Origin of the sequence: Promicromonospora sp. NPDC023987, assembly GCF_040639055.1 — a bacterium.
Taxonomy (GTDB): domain Bacteria; phylum Actinomycetota; class Actinomycetes; order Actinomycetales; family Cellulomonadaceae; genus Promicromonospora.
The window spans coordinates 257752-280360 of sequence record NZ_JBEZZF010000001.1; the positions used below are offsets into that span (position 1 = coordinate 257752).

Sequence of the window (22609 nt, forward strand, 5' to 3'; positions counted from 1 at the left end):
TCAGTTCTCCAGGAGATAGGTGATCCGACCGGCGACGGCCGCTGAGACGTCTCGGTATGCGTGGTTCTGGCGGCGGACGACCTCTGGGGCGATCCCGGAGTCGAGGACGACGGCGCGCTGGTACATGCCGGGGAGCAGCGCCCCGAGTGGCACGACCAAGGCTGAGTGCTTCTCGGAGTAGGCGATCAAGGGCTTCCCCGTCAACGTGACCGCGGCCCAGTGCTTGGCGAGGTAGGCAGTCGCGACGGCGATGGTCCCGGCAGCGACGTCGTTCTCCGTTCGGATGTAGTAGGTGGAGGCGAACCGGCCAGCGCGATAGGCCCCGACCGTGTCCACACCGAACGCGGACACCCACCGCGCGCTCGGCGGATCGAACACCTGGACCTCTCCGTGCGACGTCACTGGGACTCGTGGCAATGCGGTGATGACGGCGCTGAGCACGGGGAGTTGTGCGGCCAGGTCGTACCCTGCCGACCTGGCGAGCAGGACATCCTCCTGGCACCAGTCGGCCAGTTCGTCTGCGGACGCGTCTGTCGAGGTCCGCGTGAGCAGGCCGCCGGGGCGAGCAGTGCTGACGGTTCGTCGCTGCTGCTCGCAGTGCTCCTCCAGGTCTGCGACGAGGTCGGGCGGCCAGTAGCCGGCTAAGACTCGGTCCGCCCTGGTGTCGACTATGGCGGTCGGCGCGATCTCCCAAGCCTCGGGGACGAGGCGGTCCGCGGACCGCCTGACCTCCAGGTGACCGAGGGCCTCCAGCGTGGCGACGAACTCCGTGAGGAAGAGGCTGCTCGGTTCGATCTGCCGGACGACCCTCTCCAGAGCGCTCATCGGGCCGCCTCCCAGATATCGCAGCGCGTCGAGCGCGACGTCCCAACTGATGCCTTGGTCCGCATCGCCGGCCGGGATCGGCGGGAGCGATCGCACGTCGATCCGAGGCGTCGGCTCGGTTGCCTCATGCCGTCTCGCGTACTGGGTGGCGTTGCGGTAGTAGCTCCCGGAGAACGTCTTCTTCATGCCGCACTGTGTGCACGCGGACACGTACCGCCTCGGGTCGTTGTCACGCCTCGCGTCAGGAAGGTCGAAGCGGTGCGCACCGGTGTAGAAGCACGTCCCGACTTCGGGCGCTCGAAGGTTGAACCCCTTCGGCCGCGCCTGGTCGTTGCGCGGCTTCCACCAAACGGCCGAGGGCGGGGTGGCCGCGGGGACGGGCCCCTCAATCTCCGCTGTCTCGACGAGAACACCCTGGACGAGGCTGGCCCCCTCACCGGGGCGACCCGCACCGAGGACTGCGAGCGGGTCGCCGAGGTCGTGGACGATCGGATCGATGCGCGACCACTGGACCTCGTCGCGTGTCTCGGACGAGTGGAGCGAGAACTCCCGCCGGGCCGTGACGGCGGAACCGACGACCATCTCGACGGCGTAGTGGCCGTCGTCGAGCTGCAGTTCGGCCGAGTCGACGAGGACGGACCCGCTCCCGTCGTCCGTCCACTCGTCGACTACGACGTCGTCGGCTGACAGGTCGCCGCCCAGGTCCAGGAGCCGGACGGTGAACTCGCTCCCGCTGTCCGAGATGGCCCGGACGTGCGGGGGACGGGCAGAGTGCCAGCGGTTTCGCGAGGCTCCCGGGAGCGACAGCCCGCCGGTGAGCTTCAGCTGGCTGCTCGTCAAGGGGATCAGTGCCCTGAGGTCGTTGTGGACACCGCTCTCGTTCGCAGGGCGGGCGAGGATCTCGACGTTCTCGAACAGCGTCCATCCCTCAGGCAGACCCGAGCGTGAGACATCCTCTGTCCAGCCTGGCCGTGCGACGTCGGCGAGCATCTGCCGGAGACGGTCCGTGGAACGGTCCAGCGCCAGGATGACGATGTCATCGCCCATGAGGACCTGTGTCGTCTCGATCCGCAGGCTCGACTGGTCGTCGTCGCGGAAGACGACGACGCCGCGCGGCATCCGGGAGATCTCTCCGCCGGCCGAGTCCCGGACGGTCAGAACACCCCCGAGCAGGCTCGCCGGGTCGACGGCGCCCCCGTCGCCGAGCACCATGGCCCGGTCCACCTCAACAGCCGGGACAAGGTCGACAGCAACGTCACCCGAATCCACCGCGAGTTTAGCGCTGCGAGCCGTGCTCGGCTCCTTCACCAGGAAGAACGGGAACAGTTGCACATGCTGCTTCGGAAAGTTCCGCATCCGGAGGGCAAGCAGCGCACGACCCGCCCGGCTCTGCCCCCCATCACTTTCGTCGGACGTATCAATGCCGTCCCACGACCGAAGTTCGACGGCCGCGACCTCGGCGAAACGTTCCCGAAGGCTCGCCTTCGCCCACAGTTTCCCGAGGTGGGAGGTCTGGTGCTCGCGCCTGAACCACGACGTCAGAAGCGGTTCGATCTCGGCCGCGGGTATGTCGGAGCGAGGAGCGAGGTCAAAGTCGACGAAGAACTGCTCGAGCCGACGACGGTCTGCCTCTCGTACGAGTGCCTGGGACATCGGCAGGCCGACGAACCGCTTCCCGAGCGCGTAGGCTGTCGGCGTCCCCCGGCGCCCGTCGAGCCGGTCCAGCCAGAGGTTGAGCCCGGCCCAGAGCGGCTCCGCCACCTTCATGTAGCTTTGGTGGAGTCGGCCCTTCGAACCGCCCAGGAGGTTCGCGAGCCGTCCATAGTAGTTGCTCGACGAGAGACCGTCACCGCTGGCCATCTGCTCGGCAGCGAGCGAGAAGGTGGCAAGAGCCGCGACCGCCGGATACACGGCCTCCTGCGGCCCGTTCTGCCAGTGCCGGACCCGCTCGATGTGGTCCTTGAACCCACCCGTCACCGAGTTGCGGTCGATCGTGCTCCCCACGACCTCCCCGAGACGTTCGACGACGACGTCTGCATTGACCCCGACTCGTGCACCGATCTCCTCGATCTCGTGGTCCTCGACGTCCAGGTACACGGGCGCCGGCCGGTCGAGCTCCGGGAACAGGACGTCAGCGACCACCGCGTTCCACCGGTCGTACTCCTGCCACGCGGCTCTGTTGGTTGCCATCGTCGCCTAACTCCTTCGTTGCAAGATTTTAGCCATTATGCGAGAGAGAATCGTCCGAGCTTGTCCTAGGCATCGAATTTCGCCCGCTAGTAGTTCTTTCCAGCGCAACGCAGTCGCCTAGCCTGTATCTGACCGACAACTCCTGAGAAAAGCGGGCTACCGAAACGATGTATGACGCGACAGAACATGACGACGCCCGAGCGCCCCTCCGCCTGTTCATCGCTACGTCGCTCGCGTCGCTCGCGGCGACCACGCAACGACCGGAAGGCGTCGCCGAAGTCGAACCGTTCAATGCGGCTAACATCGACTTCGACAGCGACAGCTGGATTGACTACCTCGAGCGGGTCCAAGACTGGCTGCGCCTCGAGCAGCGGATCGAACCGTTCCTGAGCACGACGGCGGTCCTTCGCGACCTGTTCGCGACCCTCGCCAAGGACGGTCTCGCGGGGAAGGTCGAGACCAACGGCATCACGCTCACAACGGCCGGCCTCGAGCCGCTCGCCGACCGGTTGGACCGCGCCGTCGCTCTGCGCGACGCGTTCGGCGCGGACCTGGAGGAGCACAACCTCCGCGCGGCCACCGAACGATGGGTCGAGGCATGGGACGACGCGGCCGAGGACCGGTCGAGCGAACCCATCCGCGCTAAGGCGGACACCTGGCCGATCTTGACGTTCGTCGGACGGGCTACCCGTGGCCAGCTCGACCTGAACCCGACATACCAGCGCGGTGACGTCTGGCCGACGAAGGATGCTCAGCTCCTGATCGAGTCGATCCTCCGCGGCATCCCGCTCCCGTCGATCATCGTGCTGCGACCGGAGTCCATCGCCACCGCGCCCTGGGAGGTCGTCGACGGCAAGCAGCGGCTGACGTCGATCCTCCGGTTCATCGGGGCCCACCCCGCTGCGATCCAGACCGTCCGTGAGATGGAGTCCGCACACCCTGGTGTCCTGTCCGAACGGCTCTATCGGGAGGACTACCCTGCCTTTCGCAAGGCGTGGCGGAAGGCCACCGGCGAGACGCTTACAGCCACCGTCGAGCGCAAGAACTACTTCCCCTTCCCGCTCTCCAAGGACTTCGGGGCCGGGACAGAGCTCGCCCGGCTGGCGGGCCATTACTACGGCGACCTCAAGGGCGAGATTGTTCTCGTCGGTGGTGGCGAGGCGTCCGTCGAGGAAGTGTTCGAAGGCACCTCCGACTACAAGGTGCCTGTCATCGAGTACGTCGAGGCCACACCGAGGCAGATCCACGAGGTCTTCAACCTCTACAACAAGCAGGGCAAGCACCTCAACGCCGAGGAGATCCGCAACGCGGTCTTCCACGACCTCGACATCATGCGGACGCTGGCGTCCATGGCGGGTGATAGTCCTAAATGGACCGAAGTGGCTCCGTTCCTCGCCCCGGTCACTGCAGAGGTCTTCGCAGTCGGCCGCGCTCTCGATGATCTTGGAATTCCCAGCGACCGCTTCAAGCGCACGAAGATCCTCTCGTGGATCGCCTCGCTCCTGCTCACCGACCCCGCTGCTTCCGGCTCTGTCCGCAGGTTGTCCACCGCACAGCAGATCAACAAGTTCCTCGACCGCGTGACCCACCGCAACGACCCGCTGCGGTCCCAGGGCCGGGTGCGTGACGTCGTGGCGCTCTTCGCACAAGCCGTCGCCGCCCACGCCGGTGGTAACTGGTCTCCCGAATTCCGTGGCAAGTCCCGCACAAGCTGGGAGGAACTGCCGCTCGTCGCCTCGCTCTTGGGAATTTCGCTGGCGGTCAGCGTCCTTGGGGAGGGCGCGGCCGCTCGGGTTGCGGAGACAGCCCATGAGTTGCGAAAGCGGTCCACCGAGGACTGGACGCGACCCGTCAAGACGCAGACGGCGCTCCAGTGGTCGTACATCGCCACGACGGCACTCGGAATCCTCGATGTGCTGGGCGTCTCTACGTCCGCGGCCGAGTCCGCCATGCGTGCCGCCTTCGGCCATTCGCCGGTCGCTGCGCTCGTCCAGGTCCGCGACGAGTGGCTCAGCACAGAGAGCGATCGGACCCGAGGGCATCTGGCCGGTCACCCGTAAGCCGTACCATCCGTTGCGTCGAACCCGACGGGAGACAGCAAGCCGGCGAGGTGGTGCCTGCATCGATCGTACCTTCCAGGGCCTAGACGTCGGTTTGACCCAACTCTCGCCCTCCGGCCTGCGCTGCCGCATCACCGGATCGGGTACGTTGCAATACCCGATCGGCGCTCCCCGCCACTGGTAACCGCGCCCTACTGTGTGACCTGTGACAAGCGTGCTCATCGTGGACGACGAGGCATTCGTGCGGACCGCAGTCCGCACGATCCTTACCTCGCACGGACTGGATGTCGTCGGGGAGGCGGACGATGGCGACCAGGTCCTCGCGGCAGTAGCTCGACACCGACCCGATGTCGTCCTCATCGACCTCGAGATGCGGCGTGTCAGCGGGCTTGTGGCCATCAGCCAGATATCTGCGCGCCCGGACGGACCTCCATGTGTGGTCCTGACCACCTATGGTTCCGAAGTGAGCGTTGCGCAGGCCATCGACGCTGGCGCTGCCGGCTTCCTGTCCAAGAACGACCCACCCGACACCTGGGCCGGGCATCTGGTGGCAGTCGCTGCTGGCGGAGGCGCACTCGGCCCTGGAGCCGCTGCGGCAGTCATACGCCGTATGGCAGCCCCCGGTGCCGTCCCGCCAGAGCGTGCGGCGGCAGCCCGCAAGCAACTCCAGGTCCTTACCGAGAAGGAACGCGCAGTAGTCGCTGTCGTCGCAGGCAGGACTTACGCCGAGATCGGCGCCCTGCTCTACATGTCGCCTCACACGGTCAAGGCTCACATCGGCCGCGCCAACGCAAAACTCGGCTACACCGACCGGGCCCAGCTCGCCGTCCTCGCCGCCTTGGCAGGGCTCGACACCTGACAGACGCGTGCCGAGGAAGCGCAAACGCCTCGCGCCTGACCGGCGGCTACTCTCGACCTGTGCCCCAGGTGATCATCCCGTCCGACATCCCGCCGCTGGACGGCAGTATCAGGTCCCAGGCGTACGCGTTCATCGACAAGCTCCGGAAGGACGACACGACACCTGGTCTGCACATCGAGCCGATGGCGCAGGCCGCCGACCCGCGTGCTAGGACCGGCCGAGTCAACCAGTTCTGGCGCGCCGTTCTGATCAAGTTGACAGGCTCGCACGAGGAGCCTCACTACGTCTATCTGGGCACCTTCCCGCACGACGACGCGATCGCCTACGCCCGCAGCGTCGTCTTCCAACGCAATCCCCGCACCAGCGCTGCCGAGGTAATACGCGTCGACTTCGGCGGTGTCCCCAAGCGCACCACAGAGCCGTTGACAAGGCCCGTCCGAGAGGACGACTCGCCAACAATCTCGCCGATCCTGCAGCAACACGGTGTCACGTTCGAGGATCTTGTCGACCTGGGCCTGTCTGCCCAGGTCGCCCACGACGCACTCCACGCCGCCAATCAGGATGGCCTGCTCAACGTCGCCGTGGCGGTATCCGGCTTCCAGTCGGAGGCGCTGCTGCTGCTGGGCACAGGACAAACCGTCGAGCAGGTTCGAACGTCCCTCAAGGTCGAACCCGTTACGGGGGGAACCGAGCACGACACCGACGACGACCTCATCGGCGCCCTCGATCATCCCGTCGCCCGCATGCAGTTCACGTACCTCCAGGACGACGAGGAGTTGCGTGCCGCGATCGAGGACGAGAACTTCGCCCGCTGGCGGACATTCCTGCACCCCGAGCAGAAGGAGCACGTCAGCGCTCGCACTCGGGGCGCATTCAGGCTGTCCGGCGGCGCAGGGACCGGCAAGACGGTCGTCCTGGTGCACCGTGCACGCGCAATGCACAGGAAAAACCCCGACGCCCGTATCGTGCTGTGCACGTTCAACCGGACGCTCGCCAACTTGCTGAAATCGAACCTGCTTCTACTGGACAAGACTGTCCGACTCGCGCGGCAGCCCGGGGACCCAGGGGTCTACGTCGGGACAGTCGACTCTATCGCCCGGTCGGTCATCATCCGGGCGTCCGACCGTGAGCTGGATCTCCAGCGCGCTGTCGCCGAACTTCTAGGACGACCACGTTCCGACGTCGCACGACCAACCCCAGACTCCGTCTGGGAAGCCGCTCTCGGCGACGCCGGCCATGATCTGCCTGCTTCCCTGCGCACCGCCGAGTTCTTCACGGCCGAGTACGGAGCCGTGGTCATCCCCGCGAGGATCACAACTCGGGAGGCGTACCTGCACGTCCGACGTCACGGCAGAGGCGTCGCCCTGGCACGGGCACAACGCAACGGGGTGTGGGACGTGATCGAGGCATACCGGTCCGCTGCCTCAGCACTCGGCACGTTGGACTACGACGAGAAAGCCATGGTCGCAGCAATGGCGCTCGACACGGCCTTCGGAACCCGTGGCCGGCGCGTGACGGATCACGTCCTCGTCGACGAGGCGCAGGACCTCAATCCGGCGCGTCTGGTCCTGGTCCGGGCGCTCGTCGCGTCCGGGCCTGACGATGTCTTCCTCGCCGAGGACTCCCAGCAGCGGATCTACGCACCCCGGACCGTCCTGTCACGGCACGGCCTTCAGGTGACCGGCAGGTCCCGACGGCTGTTGCTGAACTACCGGACCACGGCGCAGAACCTCGACTACGCCGTGAGCATCCTCGCCGGCCACGAAATCGTTGACCTGGAGGACTCGGTCATCGATGGGACCGGCATCCGTTCCGCACGCTCCGGTCCTCCGCCAGCGACCATCGGGTGTGGGTCGCTCGAGGCCGCCTACGAGACCGCGGCCCGCACGCTGCAGGAGTGGCTGGCCGACGGCACCCCTGCGGAAACAATCGCTGTCCTGGTTCGCACTGGCAACGATGGGACCGCCCTGTCCCGCGCCCTCGCACGGCAGGACATTCCCAACCAGTACTACGGCGCGGACACCACCCCAGGAGCGGGCCGGATCTGTGTCCTTACGATGCACCGGTCCAAGGGCATGGAATTTCGCAACGTGATCGTCTTCGGAGCGACGACCAGTGCAGCAAAGTCGTTCGATCACCTGCCCGAAGGAGACCGGCCAGACGTACTACAGCGCGAACGCTCCCTCCTCTACGTTGCTACTACGCGCGCCCGCGACCGCGTCGCTCTCGTCTGGCACGGCGCAAGAAGCGAGCTGCTGCCCGAGCATCGTCCCGCCAGGACGCCCGAGTCCGCCCCTGCCGAGGTCGTCGCCATCGCCATGTCGACACGCGAGGCGGTTGCCCGTGAGATGCACGACGGAATGGGTCACTCCCTCATCCAGATCGCGCTGCAGGCGTCGATGCTGGAGGCGCTGGCGGCAGAGCACCCCGAACTACGTGAGATCGCAGCCATGATCCGGTCATCCGCAAAGAGAGCAGGCGACGAGCTCCGCGACATCCTCACAGCGCTCGAATCTGGCGCAGACGGAGTAATCCACGTCTCGTTCGACGACCTCACTCAGCTTCTGATGAACCTCAAGAACCAGGGCGTCCGCATCACGAGCAGCGTGTCGATCTCCGACGGGCAAACCGCAGACCTCACCCTGACCCGCGCGTGCTACCGGCTGGTGCAGGAGTCCTTGACGAACGCAATGAAACACGCACCTGACCTCCCGATCGACATCGTCCTGCGCGGAAATCCCACGACCGGCGTCACGATCGTCGTTCGCAACGCGCTCTCGACCAGCGCTCTGCCCTCTCTATGGAACTCGGGCACCGGCCTCGCGGGCATGACCGATCGAGCCACGAATCTCGGCGGTTCGCTGGCAGCCGGACCGATCGGAGCGCAATTCGTCGTCGACATCCGGCTCCCCTGGATCGCGGCACGCTGACCGCAGGGACCGGTCACGCCGGCACCGCATGTGCCAGCATTACAGCATGCCAGAGAGCGTGTTCTTCGCCGACCTCGAGACAGCCGACCTCGTGCTGGACCGGATTTACGAGGGCGGGTCGAAGGGCAACGTGGGAGACGACCCGATCGGGAGGCTCCTGCCGGTAGGCAACCAGGGTGGTTTCCGGTTCCAGGGCAGCGTTGACAAGCAGGATGTGCGTCTGGTCGTCCTGTATACCTCGGGCGAGGAGACCGACTGGCCCGACCACTTTGACCCGACCACCGGCGACTTCACGTACTACGGCGATAACCGCAAGCCCGGTCGCGGTCTCCACGAGACGCAAAGGAAGGGCAACCTCTTCCTGCGAGACATCTTCGACTGGTCACGCGGCGACGCCGCCGAGCGCGAAGCAGTGCCGCCGCTCCTTCTGTTCCAGAAGTCGTCGCGCAGGGACGTCGTCTTCCGCGGGCTTCTCGTCCCAGGATCACCTCGCCTGGAGAGTGACGAGGAACTCGTCGCCGTCTGGCGCACGACATGGGACCGGAGGTTCCAGAACTACCGGGCCCACTTCACCGTGTTGGACACACCAGTCGTCACACGTACATGGATCGGCCAGGTCCTCGCCCGTGACCCGCTCGGGGACGCCTGTCCACCCGAGTGGCGCGCCTGGGTGAAGAGCCGGTCCTATCGCGCCCTCGAAGCGCCTCGGACCATGGCGATCCGCACCAAGGACGAGCAGCTCCCGCCGTCTGGCGACCTGTGGATCCTCAGTACCATTTACCGGCACTTCAGCCACGACCCGATCCAGTTCGAGCACTTCGCAGCAAGTGTCTGGGCAAGGTCCGACAACAATGTCGAGGCAGTCGAGGTCACCCGCCCCAGCCGGGACGGCGGCCGCGACGCGCTCGGTACCTACAGGCTGGGTCCAGCAGCAGACCCGGTCAGGCTCCAGTTCGCGCTTGAAGCCAAATGTTACGCGCTCGACACCGGCATCGGCGTGAAAATGATCAGCCGCCTCATCTCACGGCTCAAACACCGAGAGTTCGGCGTCTTCGTCACCACGTCATACATTAACCAGCAGGCATACACGGAAATACGCGAAGATCAGCATCCGGTCGTTTTCATCACCGGGCGGGACATCGTCGAGTCCATGAAGCGCCGCAGCCTTACGCGACCCGAAGCCTTGGAGGCATTCCTCAGGACGGAGTACCCCATCGAGCGCAGCGTCGTCGAGGCAGCCCTACAAGAGCATCTCTTCGCAAAAAAGCCCCCGCCGAACGCCTGATGGCCGCTTCAGTCACCCCAGACCTGGCCCCTTCACCAGGCAGTAGCCGGTCACGTTGTCCGGCGTCGCATGGTCGCCGTCGTCAGGAGCGACAGGCTTCTGGAAGTGCGTAGCGGTGCCCCGCGCTGACCTTACGGATCAACATCGTCACGCGCGACCACGCTGCTCGGGCGTGTTCAGGCAGGTTACCTGGGATACTCGCCGGGTGTAGTTGGCCCATGTCGACGACTCCGGCGATAAATTCGGAGTGACGCTCACCGCGCTCATCATCGAGGACCGGTAATGGTCTGGCCTGCTGGAGGCGTGGCTCGCTGGCCGACGGGACATCCACACGCAGTTCCGGATCGCGAAGAAGAACAAAGAGCTGCACGCCGACAGGCTCTACAGGGACCCTGAAGGGCCGCGAGCTCCCGCCGGTCGGGTCATGCTCACGACGCTCGCGCGGTTCGAGCACTTCGAGATCGTCACGCTCGGATCCTCCAACACCCGAATGCCCGAGGTGAACGCCATGTTCACCGGCTGGCTCAAGGATTGGGCGGCTGAGCGGGATACGACGACGACGGGCAGCAACGTCTCGCGGACCCCGGCCATGAACCGACTCCCGAGCAACAGGCGGAGCTGTGGACCACCGCAGTGCATAACGCCGGCCCCTACCGCCGAGTTCACCGAGCTCTCCCGCGTGAGAGTCGGAGCATCATCATCCAGGACTCCCGGCTCTCCCAGCTTATCCAAGCCGCGGACCCGCTCGCTTACGCCGCCTATCAGAAGCACCGTCAAAACCACCCAGAGATCTGGCGCGGACCGGGCGACCCACGGGAAGCAGCGATCATCGCCTCTGTGAAGACGCATGAGCGCTGGCCCGCCGGCTCCGACGTCGGCATCTATTGGCTGGGCTGACGCAAGAACCTCGGGTTAGCGGCAAGAATGTGTGTCCGCTGACGGGGTCTTGACGCTGGTCAGTTGCCATAAATCGGGGTTCGCAATGCCCGGGGCATGGCTGCGAGGGTGCTGGATCTCGGCGTGGTTGTCGGGTATGCGGCGGACGGGTCAAACGCAATGGACGCACGAGCGAGGGAAGAGCCCGGTGGCAGTGCACCGACTGCGGGTCCTCATCCACGCGGACACAGCCCGACGTCGCCCGGCGGTCCCAGGCTGAGACGTTCGTGGCTTGGTTGACCGGGTACGGCCTCGCAGCGGGCGCTGGACGGCCAGGTTCCAGCCCAGAAGCGGAGGTCCGCGATCGCAGTCAGGTCGATGCCATACCGGGCGTAGACCTTGAGCGTGTTCTCTCCCGTCAACTCCTCGGCGCTATAGCCAAGGAGGCGGGCGACGCGGATCACTTCCTCGGCCGACCCGGCTTCGACCTCGAGATAGGTGGGGATCCGCGGCCAGGTATCGATCTCGACCTCGGCACCATCCAGCACGAAGCTCACGCGTTTGTTCTCCTGGTACGACTTCGGGGTGAAGCCGAGCATCCCGAGCAGCGCGTTCGTCTCGTCGAAGTCGTCGACGACGACTTCGACCTCGTGGGTGCCGTCGATGGCGTCGCTACGGATCTCTTTGACCGTGAGCGTGGTCTCCTGACCGGTGTCGCGCAGCCGGACCCACTTGGACATGTCGCCGGGCACGATGTCGTAGACGTACCGGCGCATGAACTTCTCGCCCACCTTCTGGCCGCCCTTGTCGAGGATCTTCTGTTCGACGTCAGCGGGGTCGATGTCCAGGATCTTGCCCTCATGTTCGATCGGCACAACAGGTCCTTTCTGCGGGGTTTTCGTCTCAACTCGCGGCGCGCGCAGCCAGTTCTCGGTACTCGGCTTCGCGCAGGGCGAGGATCTCGGTCAGTAGGGGCTGGCGAGGAACTGGTCGATGGGCTGGCACAAGTCCATGCGCTGAATGCAGACACCCACCTGGTACTGACCGTCCCGATCGTAGTAAAGCCGCACGCCATCGAACCCTTCCTCACAGTCAGAGCAGTTGATGAATTTGCGCACCGTTCATCCGCTCGAACTTCACCTCCCGCAAAACGCGGTTCTCACCGGTGCCGTCACGATCTCGGTAACCTTCGCCGGGACATCACAACTAACCGGACAGGTTCGTCGCACCGCCTGCTTCAAGCGCTGTCAGCATGGTGAGGACTTCCGAGACCGCCTTCTCCTGATCCCCTCGCAGATCCAGCAATGGCTCGGAGGCACTCGGTCCTGAACTGAGCATCACGCCCCCGGAGGTGTCCTGCTCAGCGAAGGTTGGCCGCGGTGTTGCACCGGTGGCGTGCGAGACAGAGAGAACGGCCGGGTCCACGGAGGGAATCCCGAGGGACTCGAGCGAAGACGCCAGAGCTGCCCAACGGCTCCGTGGATCAGATGCAAATTCGTCGTAGCGGAACACACGCGTGCTCCTGGCTGGCAGCCGGGCGATGTTTCGATAGAAACGGAGCCACAATTCGACACGCTCGAAAATGTCGCTACCAGCCCATTCGAAACCTTGGTCATACGATCTCTTCAAACTCGCTGACACTCCGGACACATCTCGAAAACACAAGATGAACTGCGCCTCCGGGAGGGCCTCCCGAATCTCCTCAACGACAAGAAGATTTAACGGGGAAGAATCACAACTGAAAGGGGCGTCGTGTGCCGTTCTATAGTAGTTGCCAGTAGCATGGGCAAGGAAAAGTTGGTAGTCCCTCTTGTGTGACGCGAGCGCGCGGCCCCAACGCAAGTCCCTCCACACCAGGTAGAAGCCAGCCAGTTCGTCAAGATGGTGAACCTCAGGTGAGCTCCCGAGCACGGCACCCATCATCGAGGTACCAGATCGCGGGCTTCCTAGGACAAAGATCGGTGTAGACGGCCGCATTGCGCTCCTCTTGGACAGACCTACGGGCAATTGCAGGAATGGGCAGTTCTACCGCCAGCCAACCTGTTAAATCACTGAAGTCTTCTCGCCTCAATCGGTGACAGGTCGTTGGCCTCGATTCGTCAACCGGGTGAGTGCCCCTGAAGTGACACATTCGCGTGTCAGGAAAATCGGCCGCGACTCTCGCGCAGCACCTCTGCGATCAGGTCGTGCCCAAGCTGCTCGTACTCCTCATGCTGGATCTGAAATCCCCAGGCCGCCGGGCCGATCGCCTCGCGGACACGGGCGCCGAACCACCCTGCTTCCTGCCGTGGGTCGGAGCCGTATCCGTTGAGGAAGGCTTCTTCGAGACGTCGGTCACGGCTGAAGTACTTGGTGTGGAGGAACCAGAAGTCGGTCCAGGCGGGGCGCAGCATGGCTCGGCCGAAGTCGAGTCCAGCGACCCTCCCCTCCCGGAGGATCCAGTTGCGCGGCTGCCAGTCGCCGTGGGTCGGGACGACCATCACCGGCGAGGTCTCCAAGGTTTCCAGGAGCTCGCGGAGGCGGTCGACGACGTCGGGCGCGATCCGGTGGGGATGGTCGAGCCGCTCGGCGACCATCGCGTTCTCTGTGGCCTCCCAGTCCGGATCGACGGAGGCGTACTGAGCGTGAAGTTCCCGGAGCATTGCGCCGGCCTGCTGGTGGATCGCCGGGTCGTCCTCGTGGGTTGTGTCGAGGATCGGGTCGCCGTCGAGGTATCGGGTGACCAGGAGCTTCGCTCTGACGTCGGCATGCTCGAGCCGGGGTGCGAGGCCCTCGGCCGTCCACGGTGAGGTCCACTCCTGGTGTGCGCGGATCTCGCGACGGACGCTGCGGTCGGCGTCCTTCCCGGCCTTGACCACGAAGGCGTCTTCATCTGTCGCGACTTCGTAGACGACCGAGGCCTTCAGGCCCTCGCTGCGGTCATGCGTGATGACGGCTCCGGGCAGCCACTCGTCGAGCAGTCCCCGTTGATGGACGCTGAGGCCGGCGGCAGCGCGCAGCGCGGTGTCGGACGGGCGCACGAGTTCCATCAGCGTTTCCCTCGATCGGCGTGGGCGACGACGTGTTCGTCGCCGCTCACACAAGACCGTAGGGACCGGGGGTCGGTTGCACGACGTCCTGGCTCCGAACCGCGACCGAACCTGTCCTGAACTCCGACGGTCTGGAGCGGTGGCGGCCCGCGACAACGCCTACTCGTCGTAGACGACGGAGAGCACCTCGATGGACGAGTCAGCGAGCAGCGAGCGGAAGCGGTCGATCGCCTCGTCGATGCGTGCCGTGACGTCGTCGAGGTTGGCGCCGCGCGTCGAGATCGTCGCCTGCATTCGCACGTCGGGTCCGAAGCGCTTGGCGCGGGACTTGAGATAGACGTCAAGACCGGCGTGTGCGGCGTCGAATGCGGCCAGGGTCGCGGAGAGCTCGGACTCGTCGTTCGTCGAGGTCACTATCGTCACGGAGCGGAAGCAACCCGTGCCCAGCACACGCTGAAGGTGCTCGCCCGCGGCGTTCGTCACGATCCACTTCAGTTCCGAGGGCACACCTGGGAGGTTCAGCACGGACAGGCCGGCACCGTCGGGCAGCGTGTGGTCGAGCCAGACGCCGGGTGCCGCACCGACCTGGTTGTCCAGGGCGTGCGCTCCGACGGGCAGCCGTGCCATCTTCGCGCGGGCTTCCTGTGCCGCGGGGCTTGTCGTGTCCGAGACGCGGCCCTCCGTGGCAAGAGTCGCGTACCGGTCGGCCACGATCGCAGCGCCGGCCGCGCTCTCCTCGACCGGCAGTCCGAGATGGACAGCAACGGCCTCTACGGTCAGGTCGTCGCGAGTGGGCCCGAGACCGCCGAGCGTCACGACGAGTCGCGGCCGGGCGGCGAGGAGGAAGTCGAGACCGGCGGCGATCTCCGCACGGTCGTCGGGAACAACGGCGGTGCGCACGACCTGGGAACCGCGGCCCTGGATCTGACGGGCGACCCAACCGCTGTTGGTATCGGTGGTGGAGCCGTCGAGAATCTCGTTGCCGACGATAAGCAGGGCGACGTTCACGTGTCATCTCTCCTGACGAGAAGGTAGGTGGAGGGCTGGTCGGTGTCCTCGCGCAACGCGTTCTGCGCGCCGAGCAGGAGTGTGTCGAGGCCGCTGGTGGTGACGATCGCCTCGCGCAGCATCCGGACCTGGACCCACTCGTTGGCGCGAGCCGTGGTCATGCGGGTCCGCGCGGCTCGGAGGAAGCGCCACCCGTAGGCGTCGGTGACGCCGGGGTCACGACCCTCCTCGGTGGCTTCCTGGATGTGGCGGGCGTAGCACCACATGGTCTGTAGGGAGACCTCGAGCTCTACGAAGCTTCCGACGGTCAGGCTCCGGGCGGGGTCCAGGGGGTGGTAAGCCACTCCCGACCAGGACGAGCATCCCGTCGCGATGCCCGCCAAGCCGATCGAGATCGCGCCTTGGCGTTCGAACCCGGATGCCAACATGTCGTGCTCGACCTCGGGACTCACGGGTCGGATCTCGGTTCCCGTCCGGTCGAGCATCATCGAGAGATGTGCGGTGAGCCGAACGCCGGTGTCCCGGTGCCGCTCCTCCCAGGGGAGCTGGTGCAGCCAGTAGCCGGAGAAGACGTAGCCCGGGCGCAGGCTGGCCAGGTCGGCCTCGCCGAGGAGCTCCGCGAGGGTCCCCGCGACCCAGTCGGGGTCGTTGCGGTGCGAGCGGTGCCTCCAGTGCGCCAGCTCGCCAAGGGAAGAGACCTCGGGCGTCTGGACGAGGTGGACCAGGGCGACACCGCATGCCGATAGGTAGAGCGAGCACGCATCGGCGTCCTCGTGCCAGACCGGGGCGACCGACAGGTCCAGCCATGAGTCCGTCGCCGGCGCGCCGACCAGGTCGACGAGGCGAGCAACTCGCTCGGCTCCGAGGAACACGGGCAGGAACTTGTGCGACTCCACCTGGAGACCACCCGGCGGCTCCAGCGCCGTACCTTCCACCGGGCGCTCGGTCCCGAGCGCTGTGACGAAGCGGGTTCGGGCATCGTCGTCTGCCCGCGCCAGCGCCGTGTCGAGCAGCCCTTGGGTCAGCGACCGTTGCTCGTACTCGCGCCCGCCGCGCTCCCATTTGGCGATGCCGCGCTCGCTGACGTCCAGCAGCTCGGCGAACTGCCGTTGCGTCAGACGCATCGCTGTTCGGAGCAGCCGTGCCTCGTGGCCTGTCCACCGTTGGACGGTATCGCCCACCGTTCCCCCTGCCTGCGTTGTCGGGTCGATCCGAGTCCGGAGTTCAGCACCAGTTCGGTGCGGGTACGGCGATCGTTCCGTATGCCGTGCCTCCGAGACGGGAGCGACACGAACTGTCCGAGATTCGCCATGCGCCCGGTTCTGGCACGCCCTCGTGAGTGCGGGGGAAGTGCGGTCCCGGTTCGTCGTCAGGACGTTCCGCGAAGCGGCTGCCGACGAGACGGTTGAGGGCATCAGCACGGTCCGCCTCAACACCAAGGAGAAGCCCGTGACCGCAGACCTCGATCTCCGCCCGCCCTACGCCGGTTCCGTGCCGGCACCGGACGCTGACGGGGATCTCCGCTCGGTACTCAACGCGATCGCCGTCGGGCGTCCCGTGGGGCCTGCAACGATCGCGACTTCTCTCCGCGCGGTCTTCGCCATGCCCTCGCCCGCACGGGACGTCGCGCTGGGCACCATCATGGCCGAGGCGATGGCCGCCGGCCCCACGGTGGACGTCGCCGCCGAGGCGATCGCCGTCGCCCTCGAACTGGATGGCCCACGTCAACCGGCGCTCGTCACCGCAGAGGGGACCCGCGTCGTTTTGCTCGCCGGGAGCGGCAAGAAGGGCGTGCGCACCCTCAACATCTCGACCCCTGCGGCTCTGGTCGCCGCGGCGGCCGGTGCGACGATCGTCAAGATCGGGTCGGGGGCGACGTCCTCCGCCCTGGGTTCACGCGACCTCGCGCAGGCTCTTGGACTGCGCGAACGCACCACAGTGGACGGGGTGCGCGAAGACGTCGCCACCCACGGCTTCTCCTTCCTCGCCGTCGAGCCGCACATCCCGACCCTCGATCGGCTCTACGGCGGACGCTTCCACGCTCCCAACCTGTTCTCGTTCGGCTTGGCGGCCCTCGCCAGCCCTGTCCGCGGGGACGTCACGCTCTTCGGCCTCGCACACCCTCGGGTCGACGTCGCCGCTCGGGTCCTCGCGAGGCTCGGCGAGAGCCCCGTCGAGGTCATCGGGACTCGGCTTTCCGGCGGCCTCTACCTCGATGAGATCGGGCTGGATGGCGACCTCCTACGTGCCCGCGCGGAACCGGGGGCCGACGAGAGCGTCGAGTCGATTCCGCTGGCGTCGACACCGGGCATGTCCCTGCCGAGGTCCGTCGACGCCGACGAGGCGATCCAGAGGACGCTCGACCTCCTGGCCGGTGCCGGATTGCCCTCGCACCGTGCCCTCGTGGTGCGCAACGCCGCTCACCTCCTCCTGACCAGCGGCGTCACGCGGTCGCGTCGCCGCGCAACGGTCCTTGCCGAAGAAGTCCTCAGCAGCGGCGCAGCGATGCGGTTGACGACGGGAGCCTGACCATGACCCTGGATCCAACCCTCCACTTCCTGCGTTCCGGCTACGAGCAGCGTTTCCCACCGGAGTACTTCACCGATGTCGACGACGACGGCGTCACCTGGCAGCCCGACGTCTACCCCGCGACGCTCGCCCTGGCCAAGGCACACGGGCGGGACACCGTCATCGACCTGGGCTGCGGCCGAGCCGCGAAGCTCGTCGCCCTCACCGCCGCGGACCCCACGATCGAGGTCGTCGGGGTGGACTACGGCTCCAACATCGCCTGGTGCCGCGACAACTACGAGACAGGCCGATGGATCGAGACAGACCTCGAGACGGCCACGAGCCTCGATCTCGCCCCGGAGACCGTGGCCCGGTCCGTGATCGTTTGCTGCGACGTCCTGGAACACCTTGTCGACCCACGTCCCGCGATGCGGCTTATCTACGGACTCCTGAACCAGGGAGCCGCCTTCGCCGTCCTGTCGACCCCTGCCAGGGACCGTCGTTCGGGCACCGGCAACCTCGCGCAGCCGAGGAACACCGCGCACGTACGCGAGTGGGCGCAGGACGAGTTCCGGGCGTTCGTCGAGAGCTTCCCCCTGGACGTCGAGCGCGCGGAGCTGACCCGCAGCGACGACGCGGGTGGCGGGCTCACCACCCAGCTCGTTGTCGTTCGGGATGCTGAGACAGTGCGATGAGCATCCGTGTCGTACACCTCCCCGCGAGCACCCCTTACGCGCGCAAGCTCGATGGCGGAGGCATCGAGGCAGTCAACGGGCAGACGCTGCCCGACGGCGCCACGGTGCCCGCCGCGGTGTCGGCGCGCTGGCTCGTGGAGCACCTGCCGCTGACCTGGGTCGACGTCGTTCACCTGCACCACGTGGAGTTCGAAGCGATCGACGACCTCGAACGGCTCCTCTCCGAAAGCCGTGACGCCGGAGTTCGCGTGGTCCACACGGTGCACGACCTGCGTGCGATGTTCGTGTCGCAGGAGGCGCTGGAAGAGCGCTTCAGGCTGTTGGCGAAGGCCGACGTGGTGTGGGTGACGCTGACCTCCGGGGCCGCATCCGAGGTGGACCGCGTCGTTGGCAGCCCTTGCCGTGCGATCGTGATCCCGCATGGCTTTGTCGTGCACCCCGACGACGTTGTGCCGGCTGCCCGCCCCCACGAGGCACGGACGCGATACCTCCTCTTCGGGGCCACGCGACCCAATCGCGAACAGCTCGCGACCGTCGTGAACTGGTCCCTGGCGGCCCGGCCTGAGGACAGCCTGCACCTGCTGATGCGCGGAATCAGCCCGGCCCACTTCGCAGACCGCGACGACGTGTATCGGCTCATCGACACGACGCGCAACGACTCCCGGATCGACGTCACCATGCGCGGCTACCCGACGGACGCGGAGATCACGTCGGCGGCCCTGGCCGCCGACGCGCTCCTGCTGCCGTACCTGTGGGGTACGCACTCCGGTCAGCTCGAGCTGGCCTTCGACGTCGGACTGCTGCCCGTGGTCTCGCGCGTCGGGTACCTGGACCAGCAGCACGAGCGGTTGCGAGACCTTGTCGAGGAGCCAATCTGGTTCAACTGGACCGATGGCAACCCTTACGCGTTCGGTGAGCGCTTCGTGGAGGCGCTCCAGGCCGTCCCGGATCGGGTCGCGCAACGGTCCCGGTGGGACCGCGAAGCATTCGCCGAGTTCCGGCGCTCCGAGCACGAGGAGATCCTCGCGGCACACGTCGGGGTCTATGAGGTGCCGGCATGAGCGTCCCGAGCGTGACGATCGTCGTCATCAACCACGACTACGAGCGCTACGTCGGCGAGGCGATCCGGTCCGCCATCACGCAGGAACCGGGCGGGTACCGGCTCACCGACGTCGTCGTCGTGGACGACGGCTCGACCGATGGCAGCGAGTACGTCTACGCGACGTTCCCTGCTGCGCGTGTGGTCCGGCAGCCGCATCTCGGCTTCCCTACCGCGCTGACCCGGGCCGTCACGGAGGCCTCCGGCGAGTGGGTGGCGCTGTGCGACGCGGACGACGCTTTCGAGCCGCACAAGCTTCGCACCCTCGCACCTGTCCTGGCCCGTCAGGAGATCTCCTTCATCCAGCATGCTGAGCGCGTCGTCGACTTCAGCGGCCGGCTCTTCGTGAAGGACACGCACCCTGGCGGTGCAACGAGCACGCTCGTCATGCGCACCGCGCATGCCCGAGACCTACTGCCCGTGACGAACGAGCTCTTCTTCCACGTCCTTGCCGACCTCGGGCGCGGTGCCGTCCTGAACGACCCGCTGACCCGATACCGCGTCCACGCCGGGAGCATGACCGACCGCATCACACCCGGCGTCTTCGCCGAGTACATGGCGCATGTCTGCGACGACGTCGCCGCGCGGCTCGATGCGCTCACGAGCAGCCCGCCGGCCTGGGCGCAGGTGGCAGAGCTCGACCGGCTCCGGAACACCTACCGCGACCGAGCCGCCACGTACCGAGCCGATGCCATCAAGCAGATCGAACGAGGAGTCCTGCGATGACGAACGCCGTCCTCTTCTCCGAGCCGTATTACCGCGACGTTGTCGCCGAGCACGGCTACACGACGCTCGACCTCGACCAGTTCGGCTTCGCCCTGGCCGGGCTCGACCCTGCCACGCTGAATGCTCGCTACCTGTGCCACCACCAGGGCGAGCGGTTCGCCGCGACGCCCGTCGAACGCCGGGCCGTGACCACCGGCTTCGGGATGTCCGGCGCCCCGCACATGGCGACCGTCTCGCACATCCTGAAGATGGTCGAACTCCAGCGTGGCGGCGAGACCTGCCAGATCGTCCTGGGCGACCTCGACGCCTACAACGGCAAGGCCCGCACCTTTTCCCGCGTCACCGAACTGGCCACGCAGTTCCGCGAGTACGCCGTGCGGCTCGGTTTCGACCCGCGGCGGGGCACGCTCCGCACCCAGGTCGGGCACCTGCCGACGCTCGAGTCCATGTACCTCCTGGCCCGATACGTCGATCAGTCCGACTTCGACGCTGCCGAGGAGGCCAACCACTCCTACTACGCGTCGCGCGGCCTCGTGGACGACACGATGACGTTCCGCCGCAGCATGTCACTGGCGCTCATGGCCGCCGACTTCATCGTGCTCGGCCAGGAGCACGACGCCGTGCTGGTGCTGCTCGGGCTCGACGAGCACAAGTACGTCCGCTTCGCACAGGAGGCCCGGCAGCGTATCGACCCGGACGCGCCACTACGTGCGGACTTCTCCCTGAGCGCCGTCTACACGCGCATGGTCAACGGATTCGGCGGGCACCCGAAGTTCTCCAAGTCCGTCGCTGGCTCGTCGATCGACGTGGACACACCGAGCATCCAGGTCCGCCGGCTGCTGCAGGACGAACCGCTCCTCCCGGAGGCGAGCGTCACCTACCAGCTCATGTGCCAGCTGCCACGCTACGACGCCGACCGGCTCTCGGTGCTGCACGGACACTGCCTCGAAGGCGGGCCGCGGTGGCAGCGTGAGGTCGACGAGCTGGCCGACTACCTCACGTCCCTCATCGACCTGTGGCCACGGTGACAAGGCTCCCCATGACGCATCTCGAACCGCAACCGAGCCGCCCCACCGATAGGCTCTGCCAGCACGAACTCACCCACAAATTTCAGGAGCAGACGACCATGACCCGCCTCGCCCAGTCCGTCCAGACCGCCACCACGCTGCTGCGCGGAGCGGACCTGGCCGGCTATCAGGCGGTCACCGACCTGCTCACCGAGACAACGGCCCGCCGCACGATGGACCTGTCGGACCTCTCGCCGACCGAGCAGGCCGAGCTGATCGCAGCCCGCACCCAGCAGCTCCAGCCGTCCACGACCGCGCTCACCGAGCGCGTCGCCAAGGCCGCTGCCGAGGACCGGAAGTTCATCGCGAAGTTCGGCATCGACCCGACCGGTTCCGAGGTCCACCTCGGCCATGCCGTGCCCATGATGCTGCTGTCCCGCTTCCAGCGGATGGGCCACCAGGTCGTCTTCATCATCGGCGACGTCACCGCGAAGATCGGCGACCCCTCGGGGCGGTCCGACGAACGCCCGGCGCTGACCGACGAGGACATCGCCCGGAACCTGGCGACCTACAAGGACCAGGTCACCCCGTTCTTCGACTTCTCGCACGCCCAGTTCCGCTACAACGGCGACTGGCTGCGCGACGTGAAGCTTCCGCAGATCATCGAGATCCTCGCGAAGATCCCGGTCTCGATGCCGCTGCAGCGCGAGGACTTCCGCAAGCGGCTCGAGGCTGGCCAGGGACTGTCGATGGCCGAGCTGATCTACTCCGTCGTCATGGCCTTGGACTCGGTCGAGATCAACAGTGACCTGGAGATCGGCGGGATCGACCAGTTCCTCAACATGCAGATGGGTCGCAAGGTCATGGAGATCAGCGGCCAGACCCCCGAGATCGTCGCCGCGACCTCGCTCATCGAAGGCACCGACGGCACGGGCGCGAAGATGTCCAAGTCGCTGGGCAACTACGTGCCTGTCGCGGCCCCCGCCGGCGAGATCTTCGGCAAGCTCATGTCTGTGCCGGACCGGCTGGTCGAGCCGTACTTCCGCGCACTGTCGGAGTGGACCAATGCCGAGCTCACCGCCGTCACCGAGCGGCTCGAGGCCAGGACCCTGCACCCGATGGACCTGAAGAAGATCCTCGCGGGCGAGGTCACCGCTGCGATCCACGGCGTCAACGCCGCGATGAAAGCCCGTGAGGAGTTCACCGCCCAGTTCTCGAAGCGCACCTTCAGCGACGTCTCTGACCTCCCTGTCGTGGCTGACCTCGACCTCCCGATCACCGAGATCGTGAAGGGCCTCGGATTCGCGAAGTCGAACGGCGATGTGCGTCGCGTCGCAGAACAGAATGGACTGCGGATCGTCGTCGAGACCGATGGTGGGCAGGAGCAGACGACGCTGACGCCGGACGACGCCCACAAGAGCCTGACGACGGTGCTCGCGGGGGCCGACAGGACTGCGGGCGCGGTGTTCCTCAAGGTCGGCCGCAAGTTGGCCAAGATAGCCGGCTGAGCCC

At 66.5% G+C, this 22609-nt stretch carries 17 protein-coding genes; 11 read left to right on the top strand and 6 right to left on the bottom strand.

The features are described 5' to 3' along the window. Positions 1-3015: a hypothetical protein gene (locus tag AB0F40_RS01140; protein ID WP_357462823.1), complete on the bottom strand. Its 3015-nt coding sequence runs from the start codon at positions 3013-3015 to the stop codon at positions 1-3. 167 nt (positions 3016-3182) lie between these two features. Between AB0F40_RS01140 and AB0F40_RS01145 the strand changes: the two genes are divergently transcribed. The 5 genes from AB0F40_RS01145 to AB0F40_RS01165 all read left to right on the top strand — a co-directional run bounded on the left by AB0F40_RS01145 (position 3183) and on the right by AB0F40_RS01165 (position 10990). After that, positions 3183-5075: a DUF262 domain-containing protein gene (locus tag AB0F40_RS01145; RefSeq protein WP_357462826.1), complete on the top strand. Its 1893-nt coding sequence runs from the start codon at positions 3183-3185 to the stop codon at positions 5073-5075. A gap of 205 nt (positions 5076-5280) precedes the next feature. Then, positions 5281-5934 carry a response regulator transcription factor gene (locus tag AB0F40_RS01150; protein WP_357462829.1) on the top strand — a complete coding sequence of 218 codons (654 nt, stop codon included), beginning with the start codon at positions 5281-5283 and terminating at the stop codon, positions 5932-5934. 59 nt (positions 5935-5993) lie between these two features. Beyond that, the gene (locus tag AB0F40_RS01155; RefSeq protein WP_357462832.1) at positions 5994-8864 is read left to right on the top strand and encodes a 3'-5' exonuclease; all 2871 of its coding nucleotides are present in this window, start codon (positions 5994-5996) and stop codon (positions 8862-8864) included. A 46-nt stretch (positions 8865-8910) separates the two neighbouring features. After that, positions 8911-10149: a restriction endonuclease gene (locus AB0F40_RS01160; protein WP_357462835.1), complete on the top strand. Its 1239-nt coding sequence runs from the start codon at positions 8911-8913 to the stop codon at positions 10147-10149. 424 nt (positions 10150-10573) lie between these two features. Beyond that, positions 10574-10990 carry a hypothetical protein gene (locus AB0F40_RS01165; protein ID WP_357462838.1) on the top strand — a complete coding sequence of 139 codons (417 nt, stop codon included), beginning with the start codon at positions 10574-10576 and terminating at the stop codon, positions 10988-10990. Positions 10991-11258: 268 nt separating this feature from the next. On the opposite strand, the gene AB0F40_RS01170 is transcribed toward AB0F40_RS01165, so the two are convergent. From AB0F40_RS01170 to AB0F40_RS01190, 5 genes are all read right to left on the bottom strand, one after another. After that, a complete protein-coding gene (locus AB0F40_RS01170; protein ID WP_357462841.1) occupies positions 11259-11900 on the bottom strand; it encodes a CYTH domain-containing protein in 642 nt (213 codons plus the stop codon). Positions 11901-12231: 331 nt separating this feature from the next. Beyond that, complete coding sequence (locus AB0F40_RS01175; RefSeq protein WP_357462844.1) at positions 12232-13002, bottom strand: sulfotransferase; 771 nt, start codon at positions 13000-13002, stop codon at positions 12232-12234. 161 nt (positions 13003-13163) lie between these two features. Continuing rightward, a complete protein-coding gene (locus AB0F40_RS01180; RefSeq protein ID WP_357462846.1) occupies positions 13164-14054 on the bottom strand; it encodes a phosphotransferase in 891 nt (296 codons plus the stop codon). A gap of 159 nt (positions 14055-14213) precedes the next feature. Continuing rightward, on the bottom strand, positions 14214-15062 hold the full coding sequence (locus AB0F40_RS01185) for a molybdopterin-binding protein (RefSeq protein WP_357462849.1): 849 nt from the start codon (positions 15060-15062) through the stop codon (positions 14214-14216). Next, entirely contained in the window at positions 15059-16477 is a 1419-nt protein-coding gene (locus AB0F40_RS01190) for a helix-turn-helix domain-containing protein (protein WP_357462852.1), read from the bottom strand. The genes AB0F40_RS01185 and AB0F40_RS01190 overlap by 4 nt, the downstream gene beginning before the upstream one ends. 34 nt (positions 16478-16511) lie before the next feature. On the opposite strand from AB0F40_RS01190, the gene AB0F40_RS01195 reads away from it, so the two are divergent. The 6 genes from AB0F40_RS01195 (at position 16512) to tyrS (ending at position 22605) form a co-directional block, all read left to right on the top strand. Further along, positions 16512-17591, top strand: coding sequence for a hypothetical protein (locus AB0F40_RS01195; protein ID WP_357462856.1), 1080 nt, complete (start codon positions 16512-16514; stop codon positions 17589-17591). A 2-nt stretch (positions 17592-17593) separates the two neighbouring features. Further along, positions 17594-18265, top strand: a complete 672-nt coding sequence (locus AB0F40_RS01200) for a class I SAM-dependent methyltransferase (RefSeq protein WP_357462859.1) — start codon at positions 17594-17596, stop codon at positions 18263-18265. After that, positions 18262-19326 (top strand): hypothetical protein, encoded by a 1065-nt coding sequence (locus AB0F40_RS01205; RefSeq protein ID WP_357462862.1) that lies wholly within the window; start codon positions 18262-18264, stop codon positions 19324-19326. The genes AB0F40_RS01200 and AB0F40_RS01205 overlap by 4 nt, the downstream gene beginning before the upstream one ends. Continuing rightward, complete coding sequence (locus tag AB0F40_RS01210) at positions 19323-20090, top strand: glycosyltransferase family A protein (RefSeq protein ID WP_357462865.1); 768 nt, start codon at positions 19323-19325, stop codon at positions 20088-20090. The genes AB0F40_RS01205 and AB0F40_RS01210 overlap by 4 nt, the downstream gene beginning before the upstream one ends. After that, positions 20087-21118 carry a hypothetical protein gene (locus tag AB0F40_RS01215; RefSeq protein ID WP_357462868.1) on the top strand — a complete coding sequence of 344 codons (1032 nt, stop codon included), beginning with the start codon at positions 20087-20089 and terminating at the stop codon, positions 21116-21118. Before AB0F40_RS01210 ends, AB0F40_RS01215 begins: the two co-directional genes overlap by 4 nt. Positions 21119-21216: 98 nt before the next feature. Beyond that, positions 21217-22605 carry a tyrosine--tRNA ligase gene (gene tyrS, locus AB0F40_RS01220; RefSeq protein WP_357462871.1) on the top strand — a complete coding sequence of 463 codons (1389 nt, stop codon included), beginning with the start codon at positions 21217-21219 and terminating at the stop codon, positions 22603-22605. Positions 22606-22609: the final 4 nt, after the last annotated feature.

Excerpts from the sequence above, each read along its gene's own strand:
- tyrS (WP_357462871.1), top strand. The coding sequence starts at position 21,217 with ATGACCCGCCTCGCCCAGTCCGTCCAGACCGCCACCACGCTGCTGCGC.
- AB0F40_RS01145 (WP_357462826.1), top strand. The coding sequence starts at position 3,183 with ATGTATGACGCGACAGAACATGACGACGCCCGAGCGCCCCTCCGCCTG.
- AB0F40_RS01165 (WP_357462838.1), top strand. The coding sequence starts at position 10,574 with ATGCTCACGACGCTCGCGCGGTTCGAGCACTTCGAGATCGTCACGCTC.
- AB0F40_RS01175 (WP_357462844.1), bottom strand. The coding sequence starts at position 13,002 with ATGCGGCCGTCTACACCGATCTTTGTCCTAGGAAGCCCGCGATCTGGT.
- AB0F40_RS01180 (WP_357462846.1), bottom strand. The coding sequence starts at position 14,054 with ATGGAACTCGTGCGCCCGTCCGACACCGCGCTGCGCGCTGCCGCCGGC.
- AB0F40_RS01190 (WP_357462852.1), bottom strand. The coding sequence starts at position 16,477 with ATGCCCTCAACCGTCTCGTCGGCAGCCGCTTCGCGGAACGTCCTGACG.
- AB0F40_RS01200 (WP_357462859.1), top strand. The coding sequence starts at position 17,594 with ATGACCCTGGATCCAACCCTCCACTTCCTGCGTTCCGGCTACGAGCAG.
- AB0F40_RS01205 (WP_357462862.1), top strand. The coding sequence starts at position 18,262 with ATGAGCATCCGTGTCGTACACCTCCCCGCGAGCACCCCTTACGCGCGC.
- AB0F40_RS01160 (WP_357462835.1), top strand. The coding sequence starts at position 8,911 with ATGCCAGAGAGCGTGTTCTTCGCCGACCTCGAGACAGCCGACCTCGTG.
- AB0F40_RS01140 (WP_357462823.1), bottom strand. The coding sequence starts at position 3,015 with ATGGCAACCAACAGAGCCGCGTGGCAGGAGTACGACCGGTGGAACGCG.
- AB0F40_RS01210 (WP_357462865.1), top strand. The coding sequence starts at position 19,323 with ATGAGCGTCCCGAGCGTGACGATCGTCGTCATCAACCACGACTACGAG.
- AB0F40_RS01215 (WP_357462868.1), top strand. The coding sequence starts at position 20,087 with ATGACGAACGCCGTCCTCTTCTCCGAGCCGTATTACCGCGACGTTGTC.